The sequence below is a fragment of the Halomonas caseinilytica genome (genome assembly GCF_001662305.1).
Classification (GTDB): Bacteria; Pseudomonadota; Gammaproteobacteria; order Pseudomonadales; family Halomonadaceae; genus Halomonas; species Halomonas caseinilytica.
Genome location: NZ_BDEP01000017.1, coordinates 40350 through 65351 on the forward strand (window position 1 = coordinate 40350; position 25002 = coordinate 65351).

The window sequence follows — 25002 nt, forward strand, 5'->3', positions numbered from 1 at the left end:
GTTTCATGTGAGGCGTTTCCCGGTAGGCTCGTCCGGATCGTCCCAGATTAGCCTGGGGTCGAAGCTCATGGCGGCCAGCATGGTGATCACCACTACGCCGCCGAAGGCCAGGGCGGCGGGGCCGGGAGTGACCGACATCAGGTTGCCGGCGCGAATCAGGGCTACCAGGATCGCCACCACGAAGATATCGACCATCGACCAGCGACCGATGAATTCGGTGAGGCGATACAGCCGAGTACGGGTCAGGGCTTTCATGCGATGGGCGCGTGGCGCGACCAGGCAAAGCCAGGAGAGGGCGATCAGCTTGCCCAGAGGCACGAGCACGCTGGCGACTAGGATGACCATGGCCACCGGCCAGGAGCCCATTTCGATCAGTTGGACGACCCCGCCGATGATGGTGGAGGGGTTAGGGCGGCCGAGGCTGGTGGTAGTCATGATCGGGTAGACATTGGCCGGGATGTAGAGCACGGCGCTGGTGGCGATGAGCGCCCAGGTGCGTTGCAGGCTGTAGGGATGACGTACGTGCAGGCGTTCTCCGCAACGCTGGCATCGGCCCTTGCCGCTTGTGTCCAGTCGATTGACGAGCCCGCAGGTGGCGCAGCCGGTGAGCCCCTGGCCGGCTGCGGTTTCGCCGGTGCGGCTGCCTTCCGGTGCACTGGGCTCGCCGGCCAGGGCGAACCACAGCCAGTCTCGGTCGATGGACTGGGTGGTGGCGAGCAGCAGGACCACGAAGGTCCCGAACGCCCAGAAGCCGGCACCGAGTTCCACGTCGGCGAGCCCGGCGATCTTGATCAGGCTGACCAGGGTGCCGATGAGAAAGACATCGGCCATCATCCAGGGGTGCAGGTGCGCCAGGGAGCGGGCAACGCTACGGCTGGCCGGCAACGGCGTGCCGCGCAGCAGCCCCGTCTGCAGCCAGATCACGCCGATGAGATAGAGCGCGGGCAGCACCAGGATGGTCAGTAGCACGGCAATGGCCACGATCGGTTCGTGGTAACCGATCAGCTCGGTTGCCGACTGGGGCAGCTCGATTCGGTTTCCCACCCCTCGGACACTGAAGCCGAGGAAGGGATAGCTCACTGCCAGGGCGAGCGTCACCAGCGAAGCCAGTGCCAGCGCCATGCTGCGCTGGGCGGGATAGCGGTGTCGACGTACCTCGGCATGGCCGCAGCGAGGACAGCTCGCCTGCTCGCCGGAGCGCAACGGGGGAAGGGCCATCATCCAGTCGCACTCGTGACAGGCACGCAGGCGTCGCCGCGAGATTCGAGTCTCGGGCGGAGCCTGGTCGACGAGTGGTGCCCTTCCGGGCATGGTCATGGGTCTAGAGGCCAGCCTTGGCACTGGGCGCTCATCCTCCTGGCACCAGGGTGAAGACAAACTCAAGTGTGTCACGTTGACGCCGAGGGGGCCATAGTCAAACATACGAACCCGAATGTTCCGATGGAGATACCATGATGCTTCCCGTTCTGGCGGTGGTGGCAGGCCTGATCCTGCTCATGTGGAGCGCCGAGCGCTTCGTCGATGGGGCGGCGTCGACCTCATCCCACCTCGGGCTGTCGCCCCTGCTGATCGGGATGCTGGTGATCGGTTTTGGCACCTCGGCGCCCGAGCTTGTGGTCTCGGTCATCGCGGCGGCGCAGGGCAATCCCGGGCTGGCGCTGGGCAATGCCTATGGCTCGAACATCGTCAACATCGGGCTGATCCTCGGGCTGGTGGCGTTGATCTCGCCGCTTGCCGTGCACTCGAGCATGATTCGCCGCGAATTGCCGGTCCTGGGGGGCGTGACCCTGCTGTCGGCCTTGCTGCTGCTGGGCGGCGTGCTGGGCAGGTTCGAAGGAGGACTGCTGCTGCTGGTCCTCGTGGCCTTCATCGGGTTCAGCATATGGCAGGCCTTGAAAGCACCCGAGGATGCGATGACTGCGGATACCGAACAGGATATCGCCTCCCATCCGATGTCGCTGCGTGCCGGACTGCTCTGGACGGCCTTCGGCCTGTTGCTGCTGGTGGTCAGCTCGCGCCTGCTGGTGTGGGGGGCGGTGTCCATTGCCCAGAGCTTTGGGGTCAGCGATCTGATCATCGGGTTGACGGTGGTGGCCGTGGGAACTTCCTTGCCCGAGCTTGCCTCTTCGATCAGCGCCCTGCGGCGTGGCGAACACGATCTGGTACTGGGCAACGTGGTCGGTTCCAACCTGTTCAATACGCTGGGCGTGGTGGGGCTGGCTGCGCTGATCACACCGATCGAGGTGGCACGCGAGGTGCTGCTGCGTGACTGGACGCTGATGATGGCCATGACCGTCCTGACGACGGTCTTTGCCCTGGGCTGGCGGAACCGTGCTGGACGGATCAATCGACTCGAAGGCGGAGCGCTGCTGGCCATGTATCTGGCCTATACCGGTTTCATGATCAGCCTGGTCATGCAGGGAGGTACGGTTTAGTCACCTGCGACAACACGACACTCTAGGTCTGATCCGTCACCGGAGTAGCATGGTGGCATGACGACTTCCGCCGCGTGATGGCGGGGCTCGAGACATGACGCAATACAAGGGTCGTGTCTATCGTCTAGGCTGTTGCATGAGCGGAGGCTCAACTGTCTCCGTTTCATTCCGAGTGAAGGAACCTGGAGTCTGCCATGGAACTAGATCCACTGTTGCTGTCGCGGTTGCAGTTCGCTTTCGTGGTGTCTTTCCACGCCATCTTTCCCGTCTTCTCCATTGGGCTTGCGTCCTACCTCGCGGTGCTCAATGGGCTGTTCTACCGCACCGGCAACCCGGCCTGGGAACGCCTGGCCGTGTTCTGGGCCAAGGTCTTCGCGGTGGTGTTCGCGATGGGGGTGGTATCGGGCATCGTCATGTCCTTCCAGTTCGGCACCAACTGGAGCAACTTCTCCTTTGCTGCCTCGAACTTCCTTGGGCCCTTGCTCAGCTACGAGGTGGTCACGGCCTTCTTCCTCGAGGCGACCTTCCTCGGTGTACTGCTGTTCGGGCGCAAGAGAGTGCCTCAGGGGGTTCACCTGTTCGCTTCCATCATGGTGGCGCTGGGAACTTTCATCTCGGCATTCTGGATCCTGGCGGCCAATAGCTGGATGCAGACGCCGGTGGGAACGGAACTCATCGACGGACGTTTCCATGTGACCTCCTGGTCGGAGGCGATCTTCAATCCCTCCTTCCCGTATCGCTTCGCGCATATGGTGCTGGCGTCCTTCCTCACCGGAGGCTTCGTGGTGGCCGGGGTCAGTGCCTGGTACCTGTTGATCGGGCGCGACGTCGAGGCCAACCGGAAGGCCTTTTCGATGTGCCTGTGGCTGCTGCTGGTTCTGGCGCCCACCCAGGCCGTAGTGGGGGACTTCCATGGTCTCAACACCCTGGAACACCAGCCAACCAAGGTAGCGGCGATGGAAGGCAACTGGGAGACACAGACGCACACGCCGCTTCTGCTGTTCGCCTGGCCGGACAAGGAGGCCCAGGAAAATCTCGTCGAGTTCGGCATTCCGGGACTGGCGAGCCTGATCCTGACGCACGACATCGCCGGCGAGGTGCCCGGGCTCAGCGAGGTGCCGCCGTCGGAGCAGCCGCCCGTATGGCTGGTCTTCTGGTCGTTCCGTCTGATGGTGGCCCTGGGGGTGGCGATGATCGCCGTGGCCCTGGCCGGGCTCTGGTTGCGCGTCAAGGGTCGCCTGTACGACCAGCGTGGCTTCCTGCAATTGATGCGGCTGATGAGCGTGTCGCCCTTCCTGGCGGTGCTGGCCGGCTGGTTCGTGACGGAAGTCGGTCGCGCGCCCTGGTTGGTCTATGGAGTGATGGATCAGACCGAGGCCCTCACGCCTTCGCTGAGTGGCTGGATGGCGTTGACGACCCTGGTGGGATACATCGCCGTTTACGCTATCGTGTTCTGGGCCGGTTTCTACTACCTCACCCGCGTGGTGCGCCAGGGGATGCTGCCTGATCTCGAGCCACACGACGAGGTGGAGCGTCCCGCACGTCCGTTGTCTGCCGCTCATGCGTCCTTCGAGGACGCCGCCAATCAACCGGGCAGGAGCTGAGCCATGGAAATGTTCGATCTGTCATTGATCTGGGCCCTGATCATTGGTTTCGGGGTCATCATGTACGTGCTCATGGATGGTTTCGACCTGGGCGTGGGGATTCTCTTTCCCTTCGCGCCGGACGAAGCCGGGCGTGATGTGATGATGAACTCGGTGGCGCCGATCTGGGACGGTAACGAAACCTGGCTGGTTCTGGGCGGCGCCGGTTTGCTGGCGGCCTTTCCGCTGGTCTACTCGGTGTTCCTGCCAGCGCTGTACCTCGGGGTATTCCTGCTGCTGGCCGGGTTGATCTTCCGGGGCATTGCCTTCGAGTTCCGCTTCAAGTCGCATCGCAATCGCCACTGGTGGAATCGTGCCTTCTGCTGGGGGTCGGCGGTAGCCTCCTTCGCCCAGGGGGTAGTGGTCGGCGCTTATATCCAGGGTTTCGCCGTCGAGGATTTCGTCTATGTGGGTGGTCCACTGGACTGGCTGACACCTTTCACGGTGCTGACCGGCCTGGGCCTGATGGCGGGCTATGCGCTGCTCGGGGCTGCCTGGTTGATCATGAAGACCGAAGGGCGCCTCCAGGAGTGGGCCTATGGCCTGGCACCGAAGCTGCTGGTGGCGGTCCTGGCCGTCTTCGCGATCATCAGTTTCTGGACGCCCTTCGTCGACGAGGCGGTGCGCGAGCGCTGGTTCGGGCATCTGCACTGGATCTGGATCTTCCCCTTGCTGGCGCTGGCCTGCGCGGCACTGGTCTGGCGCGCCGTGCGCCAGCGTCGCGAAGGCCAGCCCTTCATCGCCACACTCGGCCTGTTCGTCTTCACCTATCTGGGCCTGGTGGTCAGCAAGTGGCCGGTGATCGTACCCCCGGACTACACCATCTGGGACGCCTCCTCGGCGCCCGAGTCGCAGCTCTTCCTGTTGCTTGGCGTGCTGTTCGTGATTCCGCTCGTGCTGACCTACACCGCCTGGACCTACTGGGTGTTCCGCGGCAAGGTCCGGGAGGGCGAAGGCTATCACTGAGCCTGGGCGCGACATGCAAGGACAACTGACACCTCGCGCCTGGCTGGCCAGGCTGGCCAGGAGCGAGCGTCGCCATTTGGCACTGGCGGTGCTCGCAGGCATCGCGGCGGGACTGCTGACCATCGCTCAGATGGCGACGCTGGCCTGGTTGGTGAGCTCGATGCTGATCGAAGGTGCCGCACCTGCATCGCTGATGACAGGGTTCGTGGCTCTGGTGGTCATGGTCATGCTGCGCGCCTTGGCCCAGTGGGGACAGGAAAGTGCGGGCCTGACCGCCAGCCTGGGCGTGCGAGCCAGGGCACGCCGTGAATTGCTCGATCACCTCGAGCGTCTCGGCCCGGTCGGACTGGCCGACCATCATAGCGCCAGCCTGGCCAATCGTGTGGTCGACCAGGTCGAAGCGCTGGACGGCTACATCGCGCGGTTTCTCCCGCAAATGCGCCTGGCGGTGGCGATCCCTCTGGTTATCCTGGGCGTCGTGGTCTGGCTGGATTGGCTGGCAGCCCTGTTCCTGTTGCTGGCTGCCCCCTTGATTCCCCTGTTCATGGCATTGGTGGGCATGGGGGCCGAGCGGCTCAACCGGGAACAGTTCGAGACGGTGTCGCGACTTTCTCGCCATTTCATCGATCGGGTGCGGGGCATCACCACCTTGCAGCTCTTCGGTGCCAGTGCCCAGGCGACTCGAGACGTGCATGCCGCCGCCGAGGACTACCGAATACGCAGCATGCGCACCCTGCGCCTGGCGTTTCTTTCCTCGGCGGTGCTGGAGTTCTTCGCCGCCGTGGCCATTGCCGTGGTGGCCATCTATGTTGGCTTTGGGTTGCTCGGCTATATCCGCTTCGGACCGGCTGATGAGCTGACTCTGTTCAGCGGCCTACTGGTGTTGCTGCTGGCGCCGGAGTTCTTCCAGCCGCTGCGCACCTTGTCCCAGCATTATCATGACCGTGCCGCTGCCCTGGGAGCGGCCGAGGGGATGGTGGCGCTGCTCGATGAAGTTCCGCCGCGCAGCGACGAAGCGCCACTGCCATGCCGGAGCGATGCCCTGGTGGAACTGGAAGCCGTGACGGTGTCGTATCCGGAACGGGGTCGGGTGCTTGGTCCCCTGGATCTGACGGTGCGTGCCGGTGAGATACTGGGCGTGAGCGGTCCTTCCGGCGTTGGCAAGTCGAGCCTGTTGCAACTGATGGCCGGTTTCATCGCGCCGGCCTCGGGACGGCACCGCGCTGCCCCCGACCTGCGGGTGGCCTGGATGGATCAGCGTCCTCTGCTGATCCATGGCACCCTGGCCGACAATCTTCGCCTGGCGGCTCCCGAGGCGGACGAGGCCGCCTTGCGTGATGCCTTGCGGTGCGTCGGTCTGGGCGAGTTGCTCGAAGCCTTGCCCGAGGGGTTGGGCACGCCGCTCGGCGAGCGTGGGGTCGGGCTTTCCGGCGGCCAGGCCCATCGCCTGGCTCTGGCGCGCATCTTCCTTTCTCCGGCACCTCTGGTGTTGCTGGACGAACCCACGGCGAGTCTGGACGACGACAGTGAGGTCCGAGTGCTCGAGGCACTCTCGGTGCTGGTCGAGCAGGGCCGAACTCTGGTGATCGCCAGTCACCGGCCGGCGCCCCTGGCCCTGGCGACACGCCGGTTGTCCCTGTCCCGGGAGGGCGCCGGCGAGAGGCGCGAAAGCGAGGAGGTGGTACATGGCTGATCGGGCACCGGGCCTTGTGGCCACGCTGAGCCCCTGGTTCGTCCATCTCGGCCGGCGTCGCGGTCGCCTGTTGACGGGGGCGGCTCTGATGCTGCTGGCCCTGGTGGCGGCGCTGGGGCTGCTGGCGCTCTCGGGCTGGTTCATCACCGCCACCGCCCTGACGGGGCTGGTGCTGGCGTCGGGTGGCGCGGCGATGCTGGACGTTTACGTGCCCGGTGGCGGCATTCGTGCCTTCGCGCTCACGCGCACCGTGGCACGCTACCTGGAGCGACTGTACAACCATGACACGGTGCTGCGGCTATTGGCCGATCTGCGCGGCCATATGTTCGCGGTCCTGGCCGATCTCGATGCCGCCCGGCTGAGCCGGCGCCGTGCCAGCGATTGGCTGAATCGGCTGACTGCTGACATCGACACCCTGGACAGCCTCTTCCTGCGCTTGCTGGCACCGGCCCTGGTGGCCTTGCTGGCAATTCTTGGCCTGAGCGCCTTTCTGGCCCTCTGGGCGCCGTCGGTGGGACTGGCGACGGGAGTCATGCTAGGGCTGATTTGGTGCTGGTTGACGCTTGGCCAGGCGCGTCTTGGACTGGCGGCCAGCCGGCGACGCGTGACGGAGCTTGAACGCCTGCGCGGACGGGTGATCGAGCATCTGTCGGGAATGGCGGAGCTGGAAAGTCACGGGGCGCTGCCCGAGCAGCGTCGGCGACTGGATACCATTGAGGCGAGGTTGCGCGATGATCAGCGTCGGCTGGGAAGACTGTCGGCCCTGGGCACGGCGCTGGCGGGCCTGACAGTCGGCCTGACCTGGGTGCTCGCCTTGTGGCTGGGCGCGCAGCTGTGGGCGAGCGAGGCCCTGTCCGGCCCGCTGATGGTCATGATGCCACTGGCCGTGCTGGCAATGAGCGAAGCGCTGATGGCGCTGCCCATGGCCTTTACCCAGTTCGGTGCCACCCAGGCGGCTGCCGAGCGGCTCAACGCTCTGGAAGCCTCGCGACGACCGACGAAAACCTTGCCGGACGGCCACTTGCCGTCGGCAGGGCCGCTCTCCGTGGACCTGGAGCGTATCGGCCTGCGCTATCCTGGTGCCCTGACTGCCACTCTCGACGATTTCTCGCTGCATCTTGCGCCCGGGGAACGACTTGCCCTGTGTGGCCCTTCCGGGGTCGGCAAGTCCAGCGTGGCGGCCCTGATCGCCGGTCAGCTCGTTCCCGACAGCGGTTGTGTGCGCCTGGGTGGTGTCGACATCGAACACGCCGAGGGTCAGGCCCTGCGTCGCCGCCTGGCCATGCTGACCCAGGGCAGCGAGCTGTTTGACGACAGCCTGGCGGCGAATCTGCGGCTGGGCGACCCCGCGGCTTCCGACGAGTATTTGTGGCGTCTTCTCGACGACGTCGAACTGGGAGAGTGGGCACGAACGTTGCCACGTGGCCTCGAAACTCGGGTGGGAGAAGGGGGACGACGTCTCTCCGGCGGACAGGCGAGGCGGCTGGCGCTGGCGCGCCTGATGTTGCGCGACCCGGGCCTGGTGATCCTCGACGAACCCTTCACCGGGCTCGATGCGGGCACCGCACGGCGACTGGCCGAGCGGCTCGATGCCTGGTTGGCGGATAGAACCGTGATCTATCTCTCGCATCGTCGTGACGATGAGGCCATGCCCCTGCCTGGCGTGACGCAAACGCTCGAGCTGCAGGCCCGGACTGGGCGACCGCTTTGCGCAAAGGCTCGGAATCTTTCAGGATAGGGCAAAGCATCGAACGAGGTGACTCATGCGGGACTTCCTCAAGCGTCTGCCCAAGGCCGAACTCCATCTGCATATCGAGGGCACCCTGGAGCCCGAACTGATGATGGCGCTCGCCGAACGAAACGGCGTGAGCCTGCCCTACGCCTCGGAGGACGAGGTGCGTACCGCCTACGACTTCGCGGACCTGCAGTCGTTCCTGAACCTGTACTATCAGGGCATGAGCGTACTGCGCACCGAGCGCGACTTCCACGACCTGGCCATGGACTACTTCCAGCGCGCCCATGACGAAGGGGTGGTGCATGTCGAGATGCACGTCGACCCCCAGGCCCACATGGCAAGGGGCGTGTCCCTGCAAACGGTGATGGAAGGGCTTGGCCAGGCCCGCCGGCGAGCCGAGCGCGAGCTCGACATGTCTTCGGCGATGATCATGGCCTTTCTGCGCGACAGGCCCGCCGAGGAGGCGATGCAATTGCTGGAGCGTGCCGAACCCTACTGGGAGATCCTGGATGCCGTTGGCCTCGACAGTGCGGAGCTTGGCCATCCGCCGGCCAAGTTCGCCGAGGTCTTCCAGCGTGCACGAGCCCTCGGGTTGCCCCGAGTGGCCCATGCCGGCGAGGAGGGGCCGCCCGAGTACATCCATGAGGCGCTGGACGTGCTGGATGTCTGTCGGGTGGATCATGGCGTGCGCTGCCTGGAGGATCCGGCGCTGGTCGCTCGCCTGCGCGAGCAGGGTACGGTACTGACGGTCTGCCCGCTCTCCAACCTGCGCCTCAAGGTCGTCGAACGGCTTGATGACCATCCTTTGCCGCGGCTGCTGGAAGCCGGCCTGACCCTGACCCTGAACTCTGACGACCCGTCATACTTCGGCGGCGGCATGCTGGATAACTTCGAGGCCTGTCATCGGGCCTTCGGCTGGTCACGCGATGTCTTCGTCGATCTGGCGCGCAACGCCATCGATGCGGCCTTCATGAGCGAGGCACGTCGCGACGAGCTGCTCGAACGACTGGCGAGTTGCGACTAGCCGCCCCGATTGCCAAGCCCGCCGATGCAATACAGCCGGGTGGCGGAGCGGATGCCATCATCCCCAGTGGCTCAGCGTCACACCGGCCAGGATCAGCCCGCCGGCCAGCAGGCGCTCCCGGCGCAGCGGTTCCTCGAGCCAGACCACCCCGATGGCGATGGCAAACAGAACGCTGGTCTCGCGCAGCGCCGCCACAAGGGGGATTGGCGCCTGGGTCATGGCCCAGATGGTAACGCCATAGGCACCGAGGGAAAGGGCGCCTCCCATCAGCCCGACCCGCCAGTGGCGACCCAGTTGCGGCAAGGTTCGGGGGCCGTGCAGGACGACCAGGACCAGGAGCATGGCGAAACCGTTGAGCAGAAACAGCCAGATGACATAGCCAACGGCGTCGCCGTTGGCGCGTGCGCCACTGCCATCGGCGAGGGTATAGCCGGCGATAAAGGCGGATGTGATCAGTGCATTGACCAGCGAGGTGCGTTCGAGACGGTAGCGACGTCCTCCAGGGAATGCCATGCACAGGATACCGAGGACCAGCAGGGCGATGCCGGCATAGCCCAGTGATGAGGGCTGATCGCTGAGCAGGCCGATGCCGATCAGCGTGACCAGCAGGGGCGCACAGCCTCGCGCGATGGGATATACCTGGCCCAGATCGCCACCCCGATAGGAACGGGCGAGGAAGATGTTGTAGCCGAGATGCAGGACCACGGAGGCCATCAGCCAGGGCCAGGCGGTGGTGTTGGGCAATGGCACGAAGGCCATGCCGAACAGCGCGATGACGCCGCAGCCGACCTGGATCAATGAGATGCTCAGCAGGCGGTCAAGGCCGACCTTGACCAGTGCATTCCAGCTGGCGTGCATCAAGGCGCTGGCCAGCACGGCGAGAAAGACGGGCGTCGTCACAGCATGTCCCTTGCGTCAATGAAGCGATCGTCCCGGATACCGGGAAGAGGCCTTCTTCCATGGCGTTGTCCTACCATGTCACAGAGTCGACACAGAGGTCGATGCCACGCCATGGAGCATCGTCATGGCGAAACCCCATGGGTGTGGTGGTGTCGGTGTGCCCTGTAAAGACCACCGATGTGTCGGGGTGGTGGCGAGTGGGTCAACTGGCCATCGCGGCGGCCGGATGTTCGGCATCACGTTGATGGATGCATTCGCCGTTGGCCCAGGTAGCGTGCACGGCACGGTCGTCGCCCAGCATCATCAAGGCGAAGAGTCGCTCGGCGAGCGTCCGGCAGCGGGCGGTGCGCCTGGCGAGCAGCGGGGTGGCCTCGGGATCGAGCACCACGATATCGGCTTCGCCGCCTTCGCGCAGCCGTCCGATGTGTTCATCCAGATGCAGGGCGCGGGCGTTGCCGAGGGTCAGTCGATAGAACCCCTGCCAGGCGGTCAGCGGCTGATCGAGCAACTGGCCGACCTGATAGGCGGCCCTGAGGGTGCCGAGTCCCGAGAGGTCGGTGCCGCCGCCCACGTCGCTGGCCAGGCTGGTGGCCAGGCCGGCCTCCTGGCAGGCCTGGCGATCGAAGAGGCCGCTGCCGAGAAAGAGGTTGGAGGTGGGGCAGAAGGCGATGTTGGCCCCGGCATCGGCCAGTCGGCGTCGCATCGGCTGGGTGAGGTGGATGCCGTGGGCGAAGGTGCTGCGTGGCCCGACCAGGCCGAAGCGTTCGTAGACGCCCAGGTAATCCTCGCACTCGGGGAAGAGCTCGGCGACCCAGTCGATCTCGCCGAGATTCTCCGAGAGATGGGTCTGCAGGTGCAGGTCGGGCGCATTTCTCAGCACCGCGCCGGTGGCATCGAGCTGTTCGCGGGTGGAGGTCGGGGCGAAGCGCGGCGTCAGGGTATAGCCCAGACGGTCTCGGCCGTGCCAGTCGGCGATCAGGCGCTCGCTGTCGGCGAGGCCGCCGAGGGTGTCGTCGAGCAGGCCATCCGGAGCGTGGCGGTCCATCAACACCTTGCCGGCCAGCATGCGCAGGCCGCGTCGACGGGCGGCATGGAAGAAGGCATCGACGGAGCCGGGATGTGAGGTGCAGAAGACCTGGGCGGTGGTGGTGCCGACCCGCAAGGATTCGTCGAGAAAGGCCTCGGCGACGCTCTCGGCGTGGGCGCGTTCGGCGAAGCGGCATTCCTCCGGGAAGGTGTATTCGTTGAGCCAGTCGAGCAGTTGCCGGCCGTAGGAGGCCATGATGTCGAGCTGGACGTAATGCACATGGGTGTCGATGAAGCCCGGCATCATCAGCTTGCCGCTGTAGTCGACCACTTCGATGCCGGCGGGCAGGCGAGAGGCCAGCTCGGTGTAGTCGGCGACGGCACGAATGCGGCCCTCGTCGAGCCAGAGGGCGCCGTCCTCGTGATAGCGCACGCTGCCGGAGGCGGGGCTGTCGCCGTCGCCGGGATCGGCGTCGAAGCTCAGCAGGGAGCCGCGCAGGACGCGCATGGCGGGTCGGGGGTTAGTCATAGCATTCTCCAGTCATTTTGGCATCCGGCAAACGGGGCCTGGCCGCCGTCGACGAGCTGTCGTGAGGGCGCTACATCCACCGTTCATGGCGGATGAACTTCGCTTCACCTTGTCGTCGGGAAAGCGCCTCGTCGCGGATCCGTCAGAGCAACCTGTCTAGTCGCGTGGTGGCGTAAAGGCATCACGCAGTACCTCGGGGGCCACGCCGAGCCGGTCCGGACGCTGGACATCCGGCTTGAGCGTGAGCAGTTCGGCGGCAGTCGCCAGGGCGATCTCGTAGGGACGCTTGCCCTTGGCGCCGGGGATGCCGATGGGACAGCGCACGCCGTCCAGGGCAGCGGTATCGTGACCGGCGTCGGCCAGCCGTCGGCGAAAGCTCGCCCACTTGGAGGCCGAGCCGATCAGGCCGAGCGAGGCACAGTCGCCGCGCCGCAGCAGAGCGTCGACCAGGGCACGATCCTCGGCGTGATCATGGGTCATCACCAGGGCATGGCAGCCAGAGGGTAGCGAGTCCACGGCGCTGGCGACGTCGATGCCCTCGGGACCGGTGGCGATGCGCCGACAGCTCAGTCGTTCGTGATGATCGAGCTCGTTCGGGAAGGCATCGTCCCGGCTGTCGAACCACAGCAAACGCCAGGGCAGTGGAGCGAGTATCTCGACCAGTGCCCGGCCCACGTGTCCGGCACCGAACAGTGCCACCGTCATCTCGGCGCCGGTGAAGACCTCGATCAGCACGTGGACGTAGCCGCCGCAGCACTGGCCGGAGCGACCGCCCAGCGGGAAGGCCTCGAGGTGACTGCCGCCCTCGCCGCCGGCCAGGGCGGCACGGGCGACATCGATCACCTGAAACTCGAAGCTGCCGCCGCCGAGGGTGTCGTGGACGCTGTCCGGGGTGATCACCATCTTGGCGCCGGGCTCCCGTGGCGTGGACCCCGCCGTGCCCACTACGCTGGCCAGGGCATGGGGACGGGCCTGTCGCTGCAGCCGGTCGAGGGCCGCATGCCATGCCCCGGCGGCCGCGCTGTCATGCCGGGGCATGGTCGGATCTCCTGGGGCTGGTGGCGTCCTCGGCGCGTCGCCGTAATGTCTCGGCAGCCATCAGCACGCGCTCCGGGGTGGCCGGGGTGTCCAGCGCCGGGCTTTCGCGATAGTCGACCAGGCTGGCCAGGGCGTCGCGCAGTGCCGACCAGACCGAGATGCTGAGCATGAAGGGCGGCTCGCCCACAGCCTTGGAGCGGTAGATGCTGGCCTGGGAATTGGGGTGCCCCTCCAGCAGCTCGACATTGAAGGTCGGTGGCAGGTCGCCGAAGGCCGGAATCTTGTAGGTGGAGGGACCGTCGGAGACCAGTCGTCCGGCGTCGTTCCACTTGAGTTCCTCGCTGGTCAGCCAGCCCATCCCCTGGATGAAGGCACCCTCTATCTGGCCGATATCGATGGCTGGATTCAGCGAGTCGCCGACGTCGTGGAGGATGTCGGCGCGGCTCAGCCGATATTCGCCGGACAGGGTGTCGACCTCGACCTCGGCCACGGCGGCACCATGGGCGAAGTAGTAGAAAGGACGGCCACGGCCGCTGGCACGGTCATAGTGAATCAGCGGCGTGGCGTAGAAGCCTTTCTCGGAGAGCGAGACGCGGCCCATGTAGGCGGCCTGGATCAATTCGCCCCAGGGGATGCGCCGTTCGCTCTCGCCGATGCCGGCCACCAGGTGGCCGTCTTCCAGGCGCATGGCCTCCCGGTCGAGTCCACCGTTTTCCTGGTCGAAATGTGCGGCGGCAAAATCGAAGAGTCGCTCGCGCAGCTTGCTCGCTGCATCGCGGGCGGCCTGACCATTGAGATCGGCACCGCTGGAAGCGGCGGTGGGCGAGGTATTGGGCACCTTGTCGGTGCGCGTGGCGCTGATACGCACGCGTTCCAGGTCGAGTCCAAGCTCCCGGGCGACCACCTGGCAGACCTTGGTGTGCAGGCCCTGGCCCATTTCGGTGCCGCCGTGATTGATCATCACGCTGCCGTCGGTGTAGACGAGCAGCAGGGCGCCGGCCTGGTTGAGGTGCTGCACGGTGAAGGAAATGCCGAATTTCACCGGCGTCAGCGCCAGGCCCTTCTTGATGATCGGACTGGTCGCATTGAAGGCGGTGATTTCCCGACGTCGCTGCCAGTAGTCGCTGCTCGTCTCGAGTTGGGCGACGATGTCATGCAGCAGGCTCAACTGCTCGACGCGTTGTCCATAATGGGTCACATCGCGGGCCGCTCCGCTGTCGTCCGCAGCGCGATAGAGATTGCGCTTGCGGATGGTCAGCGGGTCCTCGCCGAGATGACGGGCGATGTCATCCATGGCCCGCTCGATGATCATCATGCCCTGGGGGCCGCCGAAGCCACGGAAGGCGGTATTGGAGGCGGTGTTGGTGCGCGCGCGATGGCCGGTGACCCGGGCGTCGCCGAGCGAGTAGGCATTGTCGGCATGGAACATGGCACGGTCGACCACGGCATCCGAGAGGTCCGGTGAATAGCCGCAGTCGCCGATGACGGTGATCTCACCGCCGGCGAGTACGCCGCGCTCGTCGAAGCCGAGACGGTAGCGGTTGTGAAAGGGATGGCGCTTGCCGGTGGCGCGGGTGTCCTCGGCGCGCGGCAGGCGCAGCTTGGCGGCGCGACCGGTGCGCCGGGCGATGATGGCGGCGATGCAGGCCCAGGGCGAGGCCTGGGTTTCCTTGCCGCCGAAGCCGCCGCCCATGCGGCGCATCTCCATGGTCACGGCGTGGAAGGGAATGTCGAGTACCTCGGCGACCAGCTTCTGCGTCTCGCTGGGATGCTGGTTGGAGGTGTAGACCATCACGCCTTCATCCTCGGTGGGCACCACCAGGCAGGCCTGCCCCTCGAGATAAAAGTGCTCCTGGCCGCCGACGAACTGCTTGCCCTCGAGACGATGAGGCGCGCTATCAAGGGCACGCTGCCAGTCGCCGCGCTCCTGGACATGGGTGGGCCGCACGAATTCCTCACGCTCGGTGGCCGCCACCGGATCGAGGCAGGCGGGTCGCTCGTCGATCTCGACCACGGCTTCCTTGACGGCCAGCCGCGCGGCCTTGTGGCTCTCGGCGGCGACCGCGAACAGGCACTGGCCGACATAGCTGATCTCGTCGCCGGCGAAGATCGGATCCCCCGGGAAGACCGGGCCGATGTCGGTATGGCCGGGAACATCCGCCAGGGTGATGACATCGACCACGCCGGGCGCGGACCTGACCTTCTCCAGATCCAGGCGATTGAGCCAGCCATGGGCCACCGGGGACAGGCCGAGCGCGACGTGCAGCGTATCGGCCGGGGCCGGCAGATCGTCGATATAGGCGGCGCGGCCGGTCACGTGCTTGACGGCGCTCTCATGGGCGCGGGGCGCGCCGGCCGATCCCTGGCGCTCTGTCGTGTCGGGTGAAGGGGAGAGCCTAGTGAGCGTACGCATCGAGAGTCACCTTGGTCGCAGCGTCGTTGTTGTTGGGTGTCGCCTCGGCGGGGGGCATGTCAGCCTCGATCATCAGGCGCAGGCGTTCGAGCATGTTGCCAGCGGCGGTGCGGCGGTACTCGGCGCTGCCGCGAACATCGCTCATCGGTGTCAATTCCTCGCCCAGCACCGCGCGGGCGGCAGCGAAGATAGCGGGGTCGGGCGCGCACCCTTCCAGGGCGGCCTCGGTCTTGGTGGCGCGTCGCGGGATGGCGGCCATGCCGCCGAAGCCCAGGCGGACGTCACGCATCACGCCGTTATCGAGCCGCCAGGCGAAGGCGGCGAGCACCGCCGAGATGTCGTCCTCTCGGCGTTTGGACAACTTCCATACCTTGAGATTCTGCGCCGGTGTCGGCCGCGGGAGGAAGATGGCGGCGATGAACTCGTTCTCGCCCAGGGCCGTTTTGCGGTAATCGAGGAAGAAATCTGACAGCGGCAGCTCGCGAGCGCCATCCGGGCCGTCCAGGCGCAGCCGGGCATCCAGGGCCAGCAACACCGGCGGGGTGTCGCCGATGGGGGAGGCATTGGCGATGTTGCCGCCCAGGGTGCCGCGGTTGCGGATCTGCGACGAGGCGAAGCGGTGCATCAGGTGCTCGAAGGCCGGGTAGTGCTCGGCGAGCAGTGGGGTCATGTCGGCCAGTGTCACTGCCGCACCGATCCACCAGCCGTCAGGCGTCTCGTCGATGCTGGTGAGTTCTGCGACCTGGCGCACGTCGATGATGTCGTCGAGCGGCTTGAGCTGCTGCGTGGTTTCCAGCCACAGGTCGGTACCGCCGGCTACCAGGCGCGCCTTGGGGCGCCGGCGCTTCAGGTCGCGCAGGGCGGCGATATCCTGGGGAGCGACATAATGACCGGCAGTGGGCGACTCGCCGCCCTCGGGACGGCGCAGCCAGGCGACATGGCTGCTCAGGTGGGGATCGTCGGCCCAGGCAGGCTGGACGTCGGGGTAGTCGGCCATGCTGAGGGCGGCATCGCGAATCGGTCGATAGCCGGTGCAGCGGCATAGGTTACCGCCCAGCGCCGCCTCGAGGCGCTCCTGGGTCAAGGGGGCGGGGGCGCGACGCTGCTCTTCATGGAGGGTGAACAGCGACATCACGATGCCCGGTGTGCAGAATCCGCACTGGCTGCCATGGTGGTCGACCATGGCGGCCTGGGCCGGATGCAGTGCGTCGCCCCGCGCCAGGCCTTCCACGGTGACCAGGTGGCAGCCGTCGATCTGATGGGCGGGCAGGATGCAGGCGTTGGCGTTGCGGTAGACCAGCTCGCCCAGGGCATCCGGCTCGCCGATGGCCACGGTGCAGGCGCCACAGTCGCCGGAGGCACAGCCCTCCTTGGTCCCGGTGCGCCCGAGATGCACGCGCAGCAATTCGAGCAGGCTGGTGTCGGCGGTGACGTCGCTGCAGCGACGTCGTTCGCCATTCAGGTAGAAGTCGATCATGGCCGGCTCCGTTTGTCGTTGTATCGGATAAAGCACGTGATACTTCAATTCTTGACCATGTGGTCAGTTTTGGCAAGTCTCGGTTCGCCTTTTTTCGGGTTACCCGTTGCGTTTTCCACCCTGAGCGAATTGCCTGCACTCCGACTGTCAGGCAAGCTCATGATCCCAAACACCTGTCGTCGAGCTGATGAGACTTCATGGCCAAGGCAATGCAGTACAGCGAACAAGAGGGCGGCGCCATCCGCCAACGCAACGAGAAAGCGATCCTGGCGGCGGCGGAGCGTGTCTTTGCGCGGCACGGTTATCGCGGCGCCAGCTTGCAGGAAATCGCCGAGCAGGCCGAGTTGCCCAAGTCCAATGTCCTCTATTACATGGGCAGCAAGCGCAAGCTATACGTGCGCCTGCTGGAACGCATGATGGGGCGCTGGAATGCCATGCTCGATGACATCTCGGCCGAGGACGATCCCGCCGAGGTGCTCTCTGCCTTCATTCGCTCCAAGATGCAGATGTCGCGACGTCACCCGGAAGGTTCGCGGCTGTTCGCCAGCGAGATTCTCGGCGGCGCGCCTTTCCTTCAGGAATACCTGCGCGGCGAGCTGCGCGAATGGGTGCAGAGCCGCGCGGCAGTGTTCCGGGAGTGGGCCGACCGGGGCCTGATGGATCCGGTCGATCCGGTCTGGCTGATCTTTCTGATCTGGTCGTCCACCCAGCACTACGCGGACTTCGAGGCCCAGGTGCTGGGCATCACCGGGCGTGAGTCACTGGGCGACGACGATCTCGAGGAGATCACGCGCTTTCTGACCCGGGTGGTGCTCAAGGGGTGCGGGGTGCGCCACCCCGAACCGGCTGTCGAATAGAACCTTGTTGGCCCTCGCTCACTGGGTGGTCAGCAGCATCAGCACGGCCAGGGCCGCCGTGACCCACATGGCCGGCTTGATCTCGCGTACCTTGCCGGTCAGTGCCTTGATCAGCACGAAGCTCATGAAGCCGAAGGCGATGCCCAGGGTGATCGAGTAGGTCAACGGCATCAGGATGATCGCCAGAAAGGCCGGGAAGGCCTGATCGAAGTGGTTCCAGTCGATCTTGCTGATCGGGGTCATCATGAACAGTCCGACCAGTACCAGTGCCGGAGCGGTGGCGATACCGGGCACCAGTGACAGCAGTGGCGAAAGGAACAGAAAGGGCAGGAAGAGGATGGCGATCACCACCGCCACCAGGCCGGTACGCCCACCCTGGGCGACCCCGGCCCCGGATTCGATGAAGGTCTGGGCGGCACTGGTGCCGAGTGGTGCTGCGATCATCGAGGCGAAGGCGTCCACAGTCATCGAGCGCTTGAGGTTGCGCGGGTTGCCTTCTTCATCCTTGAGGTCGGCAGACTCGGAGAGTGCCATGAAGCAGGACAAGGCATCGAAGAAGTTGGTGAACAACATCACGAAGATGAACGGCAGATAAGCGACCTTCAGCGCGCCGATGATGTCGACCTTCAGTACCGCGCCGAAATCGGGCCAGGCAGCCAGGCCGTTCCAGGCCACCATCACCTCGTCGCCCCAGACGCGACCCATGGGCGCGGCCAGCAGCGTGGTCAGGGCAATGCCCATGATCAAGGCGCCGTTGAAGCGCAGAATCACGAAAATGGCCGTGGCCACCAGGCCGAGGAAGAAGGTGACCAGGCTGGCATCGATGGTGCCCAGCGAGACCAGGGTGGCGTCGCTGCCGACGATGAAGCCGGCGTTCTTCAGGCCGATGAAGGTAATGAACAGACCGATGCCGCAGGTGATGGCGTAACGCAGCGACAGCGGGATGGCCTCGATGACCGCCCGGCGCACGTTGAACAGGGCCAGGGTGGCGAACAGCACCCCGGACCAGAACACGCAGCCCAGCGCCACTTCCCAGGACAGGCCGGCGCCCATCACCAGCGTATAGGTGAACAGTGCGTTCATGCCCATGCCGGGCGCCACCAGGATCGGATTGCGCGCATAGAGGCCCATGGCCAGGCTGCTCATGAAGCTGATCAGCACCGTCGCCGAGAGGGCAGACGCAAAGGGGATACCGGCATCGGAGAGGATGGCCGGGTTGACCACGATGATGTACATGCCGGCCAGGAAGGTGGCGATGCCGGCGAGGATTTCGGTCTTCAGGCTGGAGCCTCGGCGACTGACGCCGAACCAGCGATCGAGAAGCGGCAGGTCTCCCTGGTGGGACACGGTCGAGCGCGGGCCCCCGACGGGGCGGGTGGTGGTCTGTTGCATACCATTGAACCCTGTTTGTTGTTGTGGGCTGAACGTCAAATTGTCATTTCCTGACCTTTTGGTCAAGGTGCCGACAGGCAAGCCTAGAACCGTTGGCGCGCCTTGGCAAGTCGGAAGGCGATGGTGGCGACGGCACACGGAAGCGAGTGACCAAGGACACGAGGATGGCAAAAACCACGAGCACCGACGCCGACACGACGACGCTGCCCATCGAGGCGCGGCTGGAGGAAATCCGTGAGGCGCTGGACGAACGCTCTCGCGCCATGCTGGTGGCCGAGCCCGGTGCCGGCAAGACCACGCGAGTGCCGCTGGCGCTACTCGATGCCGAATGGTGCCGCGGACAACGCCTGCTGCTGCTCGAACCGCGTCGTGTGGCGGCGCGTCTGGCTGCCGCGCGTATGGCCGACACCTTGTCCGAGCCGGTGGGGCAGACGGTGGGCGTGCGTATGCGCGGCGAGTCGCGAGTGAGCGATCGGACGCGACTCGAAGTGATCACCCAGGGCGTGCTGACGCGCATGCTGCAAGACAATCCGCTCCTCGAGGGCATCGCTGGCATTATCTTCGACGAATTTCATGAGCGCAGTCTCGAGGCCGACCTGGGGCTGGCCCTGGCGCTGGATGCCCAGACGGTGCGCGATGATCTGCGCCTGCTGGTGATGTCGGCGACTCTTGACGTCGAGGCACTGGCTGCCGCCCTGGGCAGCGAGACGCCGGTGATCGATTGCCCCGGGCGACAGCATCCGGTGGCGACGCGTTATCGGCCGCCCGGGTCGCGGGTCGAGGCTGAACGTCATCAGGCGGCGGTCGTCGAGGAGGCGCTGGCCAGCGATGGCGGCGATATCCTGGTGATTCTACCGGGCGTCGGCGAGATTCGGCGGCTGGGACGACGGCTTGCCGAGTGCCTGCCGTCGTCGGTCGTCCTCCACGAACTGCATGGTCGAATGCCGCTGGCCGCACAGCGACAGGCGCTGGTGCCAGATGCCGAAGGGCGCCGTCGGGTGGTGCTGGCCACCGCCATCGCCGAGTCCAGCGTGACCGTCGATGGCGTGCGCCAGGTCATCGATGCCGGTTGCGAACGCCTGCCGGTCCACCAGGTGCGTACCGGCCTCACGCGGCTCGAGACGCGTCGGGTCAATCGGGCCAGTGCCGACCAGCGTCGCGGTCGCGCCGGGCGTCAGGCACCGGGCGTCTGCTATCGCCTGTGGTCGGAAGAGCAGCCCCTGATGCCGAATCGCGAGCCGGAGATCCGCCAGAGCGACCTGACTCCGCTGGCCTTCGAGCTGGCAAGGTGGGGGATCACCGCTCCGCACGATCTGACCTGGGTGACGCCGCCGGCGCCCGCGGCACTGGCAGCGGGGCGCGATGCCCTGTTGCGGCTCGGCGTGCTGGACAGCGAGCATCGTCTGACCCGATTCGGCAACGCCTGCACCCGCTGGCCAGTGCACCCGCGCATGGCAGTGATGCTGGAAAGAGCCGAGCAACGCCAGGCCCGAGCCCTGGCCTGTGGGCTGGTCGCCCTGCTCGAGGGAGGCGATACTGACGATGAACGCGATCTCGCCGAGGCCCTGCAACGCCGATTCGCCTCGCCGAAAGAGCATCGCCGTTGGCTGCGTGATGCCGAGCGACTGGCCGCCATCGCCGGGGTACGCCTGGAGATGCCGGATACGGCACCGCTCGGTGAACTGCTGGCCCTGGCCTGGCCGGAGCGCATCGCCCAGCGTGTCGCGGTAGGGCGTTTCCGGCTGGCGTCGGGTGGCCAGGGGCGATTGCCCGAAACACATCCGCTTGCCCACGCCGCCCTGCTGGTGGCGGCGGAGCTCGATGGCGAGCAGGGCGGTGGCCGCATCTATCGCGCGGCCGAGCTTTCGGTGGCGGGATTCGAGGCGCTATACCCGGAGACGCGGCAATGGCGGGATCATCTGGAATGGTCCGATGCACGGGGCGAACTCGTCGGCGAACGTCGCCGTGGCCTGGGGGCCGTGGTGCTCGAGCGTGCTCCGTTGCATGACAAGCCGCCAGAAGCGGTACGTCGCGCCTTGCTCGAGGCCCTGGCACGGCGCGGCAAGCTGCCGTTCGGCGACGAGGTCGAACAATTGCGCGGCCGAGTGGCGCTGCTGCGTCGCCATCTCGGCGATGCCTGGCCGGATTGGTCTGACGGGGCCCTGCTGGCGACCCTGGACATCTGGCTCGGCCCCTACCTGGATGACATCAAGCGGCTCGATGAGCTGGAGCGCCTGCCGTTCGAGCGGATTCTGCTGGATCGGCTCGACTGGTCGTTGCGGACCCGACTGGACGAGCTGGCTCCCGGCCGTCTCGAGGTGCCCAGCGGCTCGCGGATTCGGTTGGACTATCGGGGCGAGACGCCGGTGCTGGCAGTGAAGTTGCAGGAAGTGTTCGGCTGGCAGCAGGCACCGCGACTGGTGGAAGGTCGGGTGGCCCCGCGCCTGCATCTGCTGTCGCCGGCACGGCGTCCCCTGCAGGTGACCGAGGACCTGGCCAGTTTCTGGGTCAATGCTTATCCCGAGGTACGCAAGGAAATGCGCGGGCGTTATCCCAAGCATCCCTGGCCAGAGGACCCGCTGACATCACCCGCCACGGCGCGGACCAAGCGGCGTGGTTGACGCCGAGAAAGGTCGTCGAGGCGGTTCGCCAGAACGGAGCCGCCCGATAGCACCCGATACCCCCGTGCAGCGGCGATATCGCGAACCTCTGGGCCTATCTCGTCACCCGTCCATCAGATCGGGGCTGGCGTTGGTGAGCGGACCCTGTGCGTGGCGGCAATGCTGGACTCTCCCCACGAGACGAGGATCTCTCGTTGACTGCCTGCGAGGTAACGTCATTCACGTCGTCGTTGACGCACGGTGATGCGACTCAAGCTACCGGAGGACGCTGATCTAGGCTTTTCAGGTATCCCGATATGATGTCTCGACATTCCTGCAGATCACGCAGCTTCCGATCCAGGTTTGCCGCTTCCTTGTACAGGGTTTCCCTAACCTCTAGGCAAGGATCGAAGACAGGCTGGTCATCCAATATGCATGGCAATAGCTCACGAATGGACTCCAGCTTCAGCCCAGCTGCGCGGAGCATGCCAATGCGCTTGGCCACCAGTGCGGTATCAGCATCGTAGTCGCGATACCCCGACTCCGTTCTCGCGGGGGCAAGGAGACCTTCTTGCTCATAGTAGCGCAGCATGCGCTCGCTGATCCCCAGTTGGCGTGAGAGCTCCCCAATCCTCATGGCTTTCCATCCGACATTGGCATATTGACCTTAACAGACTGTCAAGGTCTAGCATCCTCGCGTGCATTGAGCAACCAACCCATCGAGCGAGGAAGAGAGCATGTCAATTGAGGCATTCAACCTGGACGGCAAGACCGCCATTGTCACTGGCGCAGGTCGAGGGCTCGGCAAAGCCATTGCAATTGGGCTGGCTTCTGCTGGCGCCAACGTCCTTTTGGCTTCCAGAAACCCTGAGCACCTATCCGGCACCGCAGCGGAAATTGAACATTCAGGGGGCCAAGCCATACGGACGTCTGTTGATATCTCGGATCCTGCATCATGCGCTGCACTGGTATCGAGAGCAGAGGACGAGTTCGGAAAGCTGGACATTCTGGTATGCAATGCAGCCACCAATATCCAAGGGCCTGCAGCCGATATGCCGCCATCGGCCTGGTCGCAGGTCATCAATACCGAGATGTCGGGGTGTTTTTATTTGAGCCAGGCGGCTTATAAGGTCATGGCCAAGCAAAGGAGCGGTTCCATCATCATGATCTCCGCTAATTCCAGTACCGTCGGCTATGCTGATTTGGTTGGTGTGGCTACCGCAAAGGGTGGGGTCGATATGATGGCGCGTAATCTTGCCATCGAATGGGGGCAGGATGGTATCAGAGTGAATACCATCAATCCTGGCTTCACTGAGCATGTCCCCGAGGACGGAGCTGACGTTGCCGCAGGAGACGGGGGTCTAGAAGAGGATATTCGGGCCGCCACTCCATTGGAGCGCCGAGGTCGTGTCGAGGAATTCGCCAATCCGGCCATATTCCTGGCCAGTGATGCTGCAAGCTATGTCACCGGACACAACTTGGTGGTCGACGGAGGCTATTCAGTGAAATGAAGGTCAGAGATTCATTATAAATGCATCTTCTGTTTCATCCCAGGCCACCTTTCGGTGGCCATTCTGGTGAGAGATTTCCATGTGTCTCACCACGTCACAAGCGCACCTGCTTCAGTCGGGCCCATTGAGTGATTGAGGTGGCTTCTGGGAAAGGGAGCATGACAGGTATGATGTCGCCCTCGACACGAACCGGGAGTCTCGACGATGAACGATCAGCGCTGTCCCTGTGGTACCGGCCGTGCGCTTGCCGAATGCTGCGGGCGCTATCATGCAGGTTCCCCGGCGCCGACGCCCGAGGCCTTGATGCGCTCGCGCTTCAGTGCCTTCGCACTTGGCCGCAATGACTATCTGCTGGCGACCTGGCATCCGGATTTTCGTCCGTCGAGCCTGCCGGATGAGGATCCGACCGAGTGGGTGCGCCTGGAGATTGTCGACACCTGGACTCAGGGCGACCAGGGGCATGTGCAGTTTCGTGCCACCTTCCGCGAGGGGCGTCGTTGGGGCGTGCTGGAGGAGGCCTCCGAATTCCGTCGACACGAAGGGCAGTGGTGCTATGTCGATGGTGAGCCACGCGTCATGCGGCTCAAGCCCGGCCGCAACGATGCCTGTCCTTGTGGCAGCGGGAAAAAAGCCAAGCACTGCTGCATACGGGGATGACTCCACCCGGCCTATGCGTCTTGAGCAGCACGCGGTGGCGGTTTACTATTCGCGCATGCCTTATCATCGTGGTTTGATCATCTGTCTCGGGATTCCGTTGGTCTTTCTCCTGCTCATTGGTGGGCTGATCTTCGGAGGACAGGCCGTTTCCGCCGTCAAGCTCGACGGCGAGATTCAGCGTGCGCTGGCGACGAAATTGGTGAACGCGTCGAGCCGCGCGGATGATATCGAGCTGAAGAACCTGCAACGGGTCAACAACGGCTATGGCTATTGTGGCCTGTACAAGACCGCTTCGTCCGAGAATGGCTACGCCTCGTTCTTCTACAACAAGATCGATGGGCGTGTGACGCTGGACATCAAGTCGGAACGCTACGAGTCGAACTGCGGGCTGTCGTCTTTCTGCTGATCCTGGCCCGTCTCCCTGCCTGATCCTCCATGGTGGCCTTGGTCCCGCGCCTTGCGTCGTTGTTGTCCCCTGAGCGATTCTGCTTCTCCCGCTGTGTTGCGGGAGGACAAATTGTCGCAGCGGCTGGGTCCGGTGGCGGCTCCACGCTAGTCTGCAACACTGAAGTTGCCTGGATCGTCCTGGCTTACTGGGAATGGAACATGAGGCTGACATATGGCGAATGGAAAGCGGAAACTCAAGCGTTGGATCTCGGCCGCATCGCTGGGGGGGCTGGCAGCCTGTCTGCTGGCATTTCCTCTCGCCGCGAGCGCTGATGGGCTGGATGTCACGGATGCCCGGATGCGCGTGCTGCCGGGTGACATGCCGGCGGCAGGATATTTTCGACTCGACAATACCAGTGACAAAAGGGTGGTGCTCGTCGGCGCCAAGAGCGACGCCTTCGAGAAGGTCGAGTTGCATCGCAGCATGAACAAGGACGGCATGGCCAGCATGGAGTCGGTGTCACGGCTTGAAGTGGCGCCGGACGAGCATATCGAGTTTGCGCCTCAGGGATATCACCTGATGCTGATGAAGCCGACCGGTGCGTTGTCTGCCGGGGATGAGGTCGAGATCACCCTGGAGTTCGAGCGCCATGATCCTCTCACCGTAGATTTCGAGGCCGTGCCGCCGACATCCATGTAGGTGGCGATGATGTTGCAGG

General features: G+C 65.0%; 20 protein-coding genes. 12 read left to right on the top strand and 8 right to left on the bottom strand.

All coding sequences use genetic code 11. The features are described from left to right. Window positions 1-3: 3 nt before the first annotated feature. Window positions 4-1317 (bottom strand): paraquat-inducible protein A, encoded by a 1314-nt coding sequence (locus A9O65_RS11980; protein WP_064698334.1) that lies wholly within the window; start codon window positions 1315-1317, stop codon window positions 4-6. Between the two features lie 134 nt (window positions 1318-1451). On the opposite strand from A9O65_RS11980, the gene A9O65_RS11985 reads away from it, so the two are divergent. The 6 genes from A9O65_RS11985 to A9O65_RS12010 all read left to right on the top strand — a co-directional run bounded on the left by A9O65_RS11985 (window position 1452) and on the right by A9O65_RS12010 (window position 9496). Next, the gene (locus A9O65_RS11985) at window positions 1452-2435 is read left to right on the top strand and encodes a calcium/sodium antiporter (RefSeq protein WP_064702218.1); all 984 of its coding nucleotides are present in this window, start codon (window positions 1452-1454) and stop codon (window positions 2433-2435) included. A 194-nt stretch (window positions 2436-2629) separates the two neighbouring features. Continuing rightward, window positions 2630-4039, top strand: coding sequence for a cytochrome ubiquinol oxidase subunit I (locus A9O65_RS11990; RefSeq protein WP_064702219.1), 1410 nt, complete (start codon window positions 2630-2632; stop codon window positions 4037-4039). Window positions 4040-4042: 3 nt separating this feature from the next. Next, window positions 4043-5044, top strand: coding sequence for a cytochrome d ubiquinol oxidase subunit II (gene cydB, locus A9O65_RS11995; RefSeq protein WP_064698337.1), 1002 nt, complete (start codon window positions 4043-4045; stop codon window positions 5042-5044). Between the two features lie 13 nt (window positions 5045-5057). Continuing rightward, window positions 5058-6737 (top strand): thiol reductant ABC exporter subunit CydD, encoded by a 1680-nt coding sequence (gene cydD, locus A9O65_RS12000; protein ID WP_064702220.1) that lies wholly within the window; start codon window positions 5058-5060, stop codon window positions 6735-6737. Next, the gene (gene cydC, locus A9O65_RS12005; protein ID WP_064702221.1) at window positions 6730-8475 is read left to right on the top strand and encodes a thiol reductant ABC exporter subunit CydC; all 1746 of its coding nucleotides are present in this window, start codon (window positions 6730-6732) and stop codon (window positions 8473-8475) included. The genes cydD and cydC overlap by 8 nt, the downstream gene beginning before the upstream one ends. A gap of 25 nt (window positions 8476-8500) precedes the next feature. Further along, the gene (locus A9O65_RS12010) at window positions 8501-9496 is read left to right on the top strand and encodes an adenosine deaminase (RefSeq protein ID WP_064698340.1); all 996 of its coding nucleotides are present in this window, start codon (window positions 8501-8503) and stop codon (window positions 9494-9496) included. 57 nt (window positions 9497-9553) lie between these two features. Here A9O65_RS12010 and A9O65_RS12015 read toward each other — a convergent pair whose 3' ends face one another. The 5 genes from A9O65_RS12015 to xdhA all read right to left on the bottom strand — a co-directional run bounded on the left by A9O65_RS12015 (window position 9554) and on the right by xdhA (window position 16879). Next, a complete protein-coding gene (locus tag A9O65_RS12015) occupies window positions 9554-10396 on the bottom strand; it encodes an EamA family transporter (protein ID WP_064698341.1) in 843 nt (280 codons plus the stop codon). Between the two features lie 202 nt (window positions 10397-10598). Continuing rightward, window positions 10599-11951, bottom strand: coding sequence for a guanine deaminase (gene guaD / locus A9O65_RS12020; RefSeq protein ID WP_064702222.1), 1353 nt, complete (start codon window positions 11949-11951; stop codon window positions 10599-10601). A gap of 156 nt (window positions 11952-12107) precedes the next feature. Then, a complete protein-coding gene (xdhC, locus tag A9O65_RS12025; protein ID WP_064698343.1) occupies window positions 12108-12989 on the bottom strand; it encodes a xanthine dehydrogenase accessory protein XdhC in 882 nt (293 codons plus the stop codon). After that, a complete protein-coding gene (gene xdhB, locus A9O65_RS12030; RefSeq protein ID WP_064702223.1) occupies window positions 12976-15402 on the bottom strand; it encodes a xanthine dehydrogenase molybdopterin binding subunit in 2427 nt (808 codons plus the stop codon). Before xdhB ends, xdhC begins: the two co-directional genes overlap by 14 nt. Beyond that, the gene (gene xdhA / locus A9O65_RS12035) at window positions 15386-16879 is read right to left on the bottom strand and encodes a xanthine dehydrogenase small subunit (protein WP_064702224.1); all 1494 of its coding nucleotides are present in this window, start codon (window positions 16877-16879) and stop codon (window positions 15386-15388) included. Before xdhA ends, xdhB begins: the two co-directional genes overlap by 17 nt. Window positions 16880-17076: 197 nt before the next feature. On the opposite strand from xdhA, the gene A9O65_RS12040 reads away from it, so the two are divergent. Then, window positions 17077-17736: a TetR/AcrR family transcriptional regulator gene (locus tag A9O65_RS12040; protein WP_064698346.1), complete on the top strand. Its 660-nt coding sequence runs from the start codon at window positions 17077-17079 to the stop codon at window positions 17734-17736. A gap of 18 nt (window positions 17737-17754) precedes the next feature. Here A9O65_RS12040 and A9O65_RS12045 read toward each other — a convergent pair whose 3' ends face one another. Beyond that, window positions 17755-19128 (bottom strand): NCS2 family permease, encoded by a 1374-nt coding sequence (locus A9O65_RS12045; RefSeq protein WP_064698347.1) that lies wholly within the window; start codon window positions 19126-19128, stop codon window positions 17755-17757. A 164-nt stretch (window positions 19129-19292) separates the two neighbouring features. Here A9O65_RS12045 and hrpB point away from each other — a divergent pair, with 164 nt between their 5' ends. Continuing rightward, a complete protein-coding gene (gene hrpB, locus A9O65_RS12050; protein WP_064702225.1) occupies window positions 19293-21749 on the top strand; it encodes an ATP-dependent helicase HrpB in 2457 nt (818 codons plus the stop codon). A gap of 250 nt (window positions 21750-21999) precedes the next feature. On the opposite strand, the gene A9O65_RS12055 is transcribed toward hrpB, so the two are convergent. Next, a complete protein-coding gene (locus A9O65_RS12055) occupies window positions 22000-22365 on the bottom strand; it encodes a MerR family transcriptional regulator (RefSeq protein WP_064698349.1) in 366 nt (121 codons plus the stop codon). Between the two features lie 100 nt (window positions 22366-22465). On the opposite strand from A9O65_RS12055, the gene A9O65_RS12060 reads away from it, so the two are divergent. The 4 genes from A9O65_RS12060 (at window position 22466) to A9O65_RS12075 (ending at window position 24983) form a co-directional block, all read left to right on the top strand. After that, complete coding sequence (locus A9O65_RS12060; RefSeq protein ID WP_064702226.1) at window positions 22466-23239, top strand: SDR family NAD(P)-dependent oxidoreductase; 774 nt, start codon at window positions 22466-22468, stop codon at window positions 23237-23239. Between the two features lie 204 nt (window positions 23240-23443). Next, the gene (locus tag A9O65_RS12065; protein WP_064702227.1) at window positions 23444-23896 is read left to right on the top strand and encodes a YchJ family protein; all 453 of its coding nucleotides are present in this window, start codon (window positions 23444-23446) and stop codon (window positions 23894-23896) included. 13 nt (window positions 23897-23909) lie between these two features. Next, window positions 23910-24302, top strand: a complete 393-nt coding sequence (locus A9O65_RS12070; protein WP_244534402.1) for a hypothetical protein — start codon at window positions 23910-23912, stop codon at window positions 24300-24302. 213 nt (window positions 24303-24515) lie between these two features. Beyond that, window positions 24516-24983 carry a copper chaperone PCu(A)C gene (locus tag A9O65_RS12075; protein ID WP_064698352.1) on the top strand — a complete coding sequence of 156 codons (468 nt, stop codon included), beginning with the start codon at window positions 24516-24518 and terminating at the stop codon, window positions 24981-24983. Window positions 24984-25002 lie beyond the last annotated feature (19 nt).

Excerpts from the sequence above, each read along its gene's own strand:
- A9O65_RS11985 (WP_064702218.1), top strand. The coding sequence starts at position 1,452 with ATGATGCTTCCCGTTCTGGCGGTGGTGGCAGGCCTGATCCTGCTCATG.
- guaD (WP_064702222.1), bottom strand. The coding sequence starts at position 11,951 with ATGACTAACCCCCGACCCGCCATGCGCGTCCTGCGCGGCTCCCTGCTG.
- cydD (WP_064702220.1), top strand. The coding sequence starts at position 5,058 with ATGCAAGGACAACTGACACCTCGCGCCTGGCTGGCCAGGCTGGCCAGG.
- A9O65_RS12010 (WP_064698340.1), top strand. The coding sequence starts at position 8,501 with ATGCGGGACTTCCTCAAGCGTCTGCCCAAGGCCGAACTCCATCTGCAT.
- cydC (WP_064702221.1), top strand. The coding sequence starts at position 6,730 with ATGGCTGATCGGGCACCGGGCCTTGTGGCCACGCTGAGCCCCTGGTTC.
- hrpB (WP_064702225.1), top strand. The coding sequence starts at position 19,293 with ATGGCAAAAACCACGAGCACCGACGCCGACACGACGACGCTGCCCATC.
- A9O65_RS12070 (WP_244534402.1), top strand. The coding sequence starts at position 23,910 with ATGCGTCTTGAGCAGCACGCGGTGGCGGTTTACTATTCGCGCATGCCT.
- A9O65_RS12045 (WP_064698347.1), bottom strand. The coding sequence starts at position 19,128 with ATGCAACAGACCACCACCCGCCCCGTCGGGGGCCCGCGCTCGACCGTG.
- cydB (WP_064698337.1), top strand. The coding sequence starts at position 4,043 with ATGGAAATGTTCGATCTGTCATTGATCTGGGCCCTGATCATTGGTTTC.
- xdhA (WP_064702224.1), bottom strand. The coding sequence starts at position 16,879 with ATGATCGACTTCTACCTGAATGGCGAACGACGTCGCTGCAGCGACGTC.
- A9O65_RS11990 (WP_064702219.1), top strand. The coding sequence starts at position 2,630 with ATGGAACTAGATCCACTGTTGCTGTCGCGGTTGCAGTTCGCTTTCGTG.
- A9O65_RS11980 (WP_064698334.1), bottom strand. The coding sequence starts at position 1,317 with ATGACCATGCCCGGAAGGGCACCACTCGTCGACCAGGCTCCGCCCGAG.
- A9O65_RS12055 (WP_064698349.1), bottom strand. The coding sequence starts at position 22,365 with ATGAGGATTGGGGAGCTCTCACGCCAACTGGGGATCAGCGAGCGCATG.
- A9O65_RS12075 (WP_064698352.1), top strand. The coding sequence starts at position 24,516 with ATGGCGAATGGAAAGCGGAAACTCAAGCGTTGGATCTCGGCCGCATCG.
- A9O65_RS12065 (WP_064702227.1), top strand. The coding sequence starts at position 23,444 with ATGAACGATCAGCGCTGTCCCTGTGGTACCGGCCGTGCGCTTGCCGAA.
- A9O65_RS12060 (WP_064702226.1), top strand. The coding sequence starts at position 22,466 with ATGTCAATTGAGGCATTCAACCTGGACGGCAAGACCGCCATTGTCACT.
- xdhB (WP_064702223.1), bottom strand. The coding sequence starts at position 15,402 with ATGCGTACGCTCACTAGGCTCTCCCCTTCACCCGACACGACAGAGCGC.
- xdhC (WP_064698343.1), bottom strand. The coding sequence starts at position 12,989 with ATGCCCCGGCATGACAGCGCGGCCGCCGGGGCATGGCATGCGGCCCTC.
- A9O65_RS12040 (WP_064698346.1), top strand. The coding sequence starts at position 17,077 with ATGGCCAAGGCAATGCAGTACAGCGAACAAGAGGGCGGCGCCATCCGC.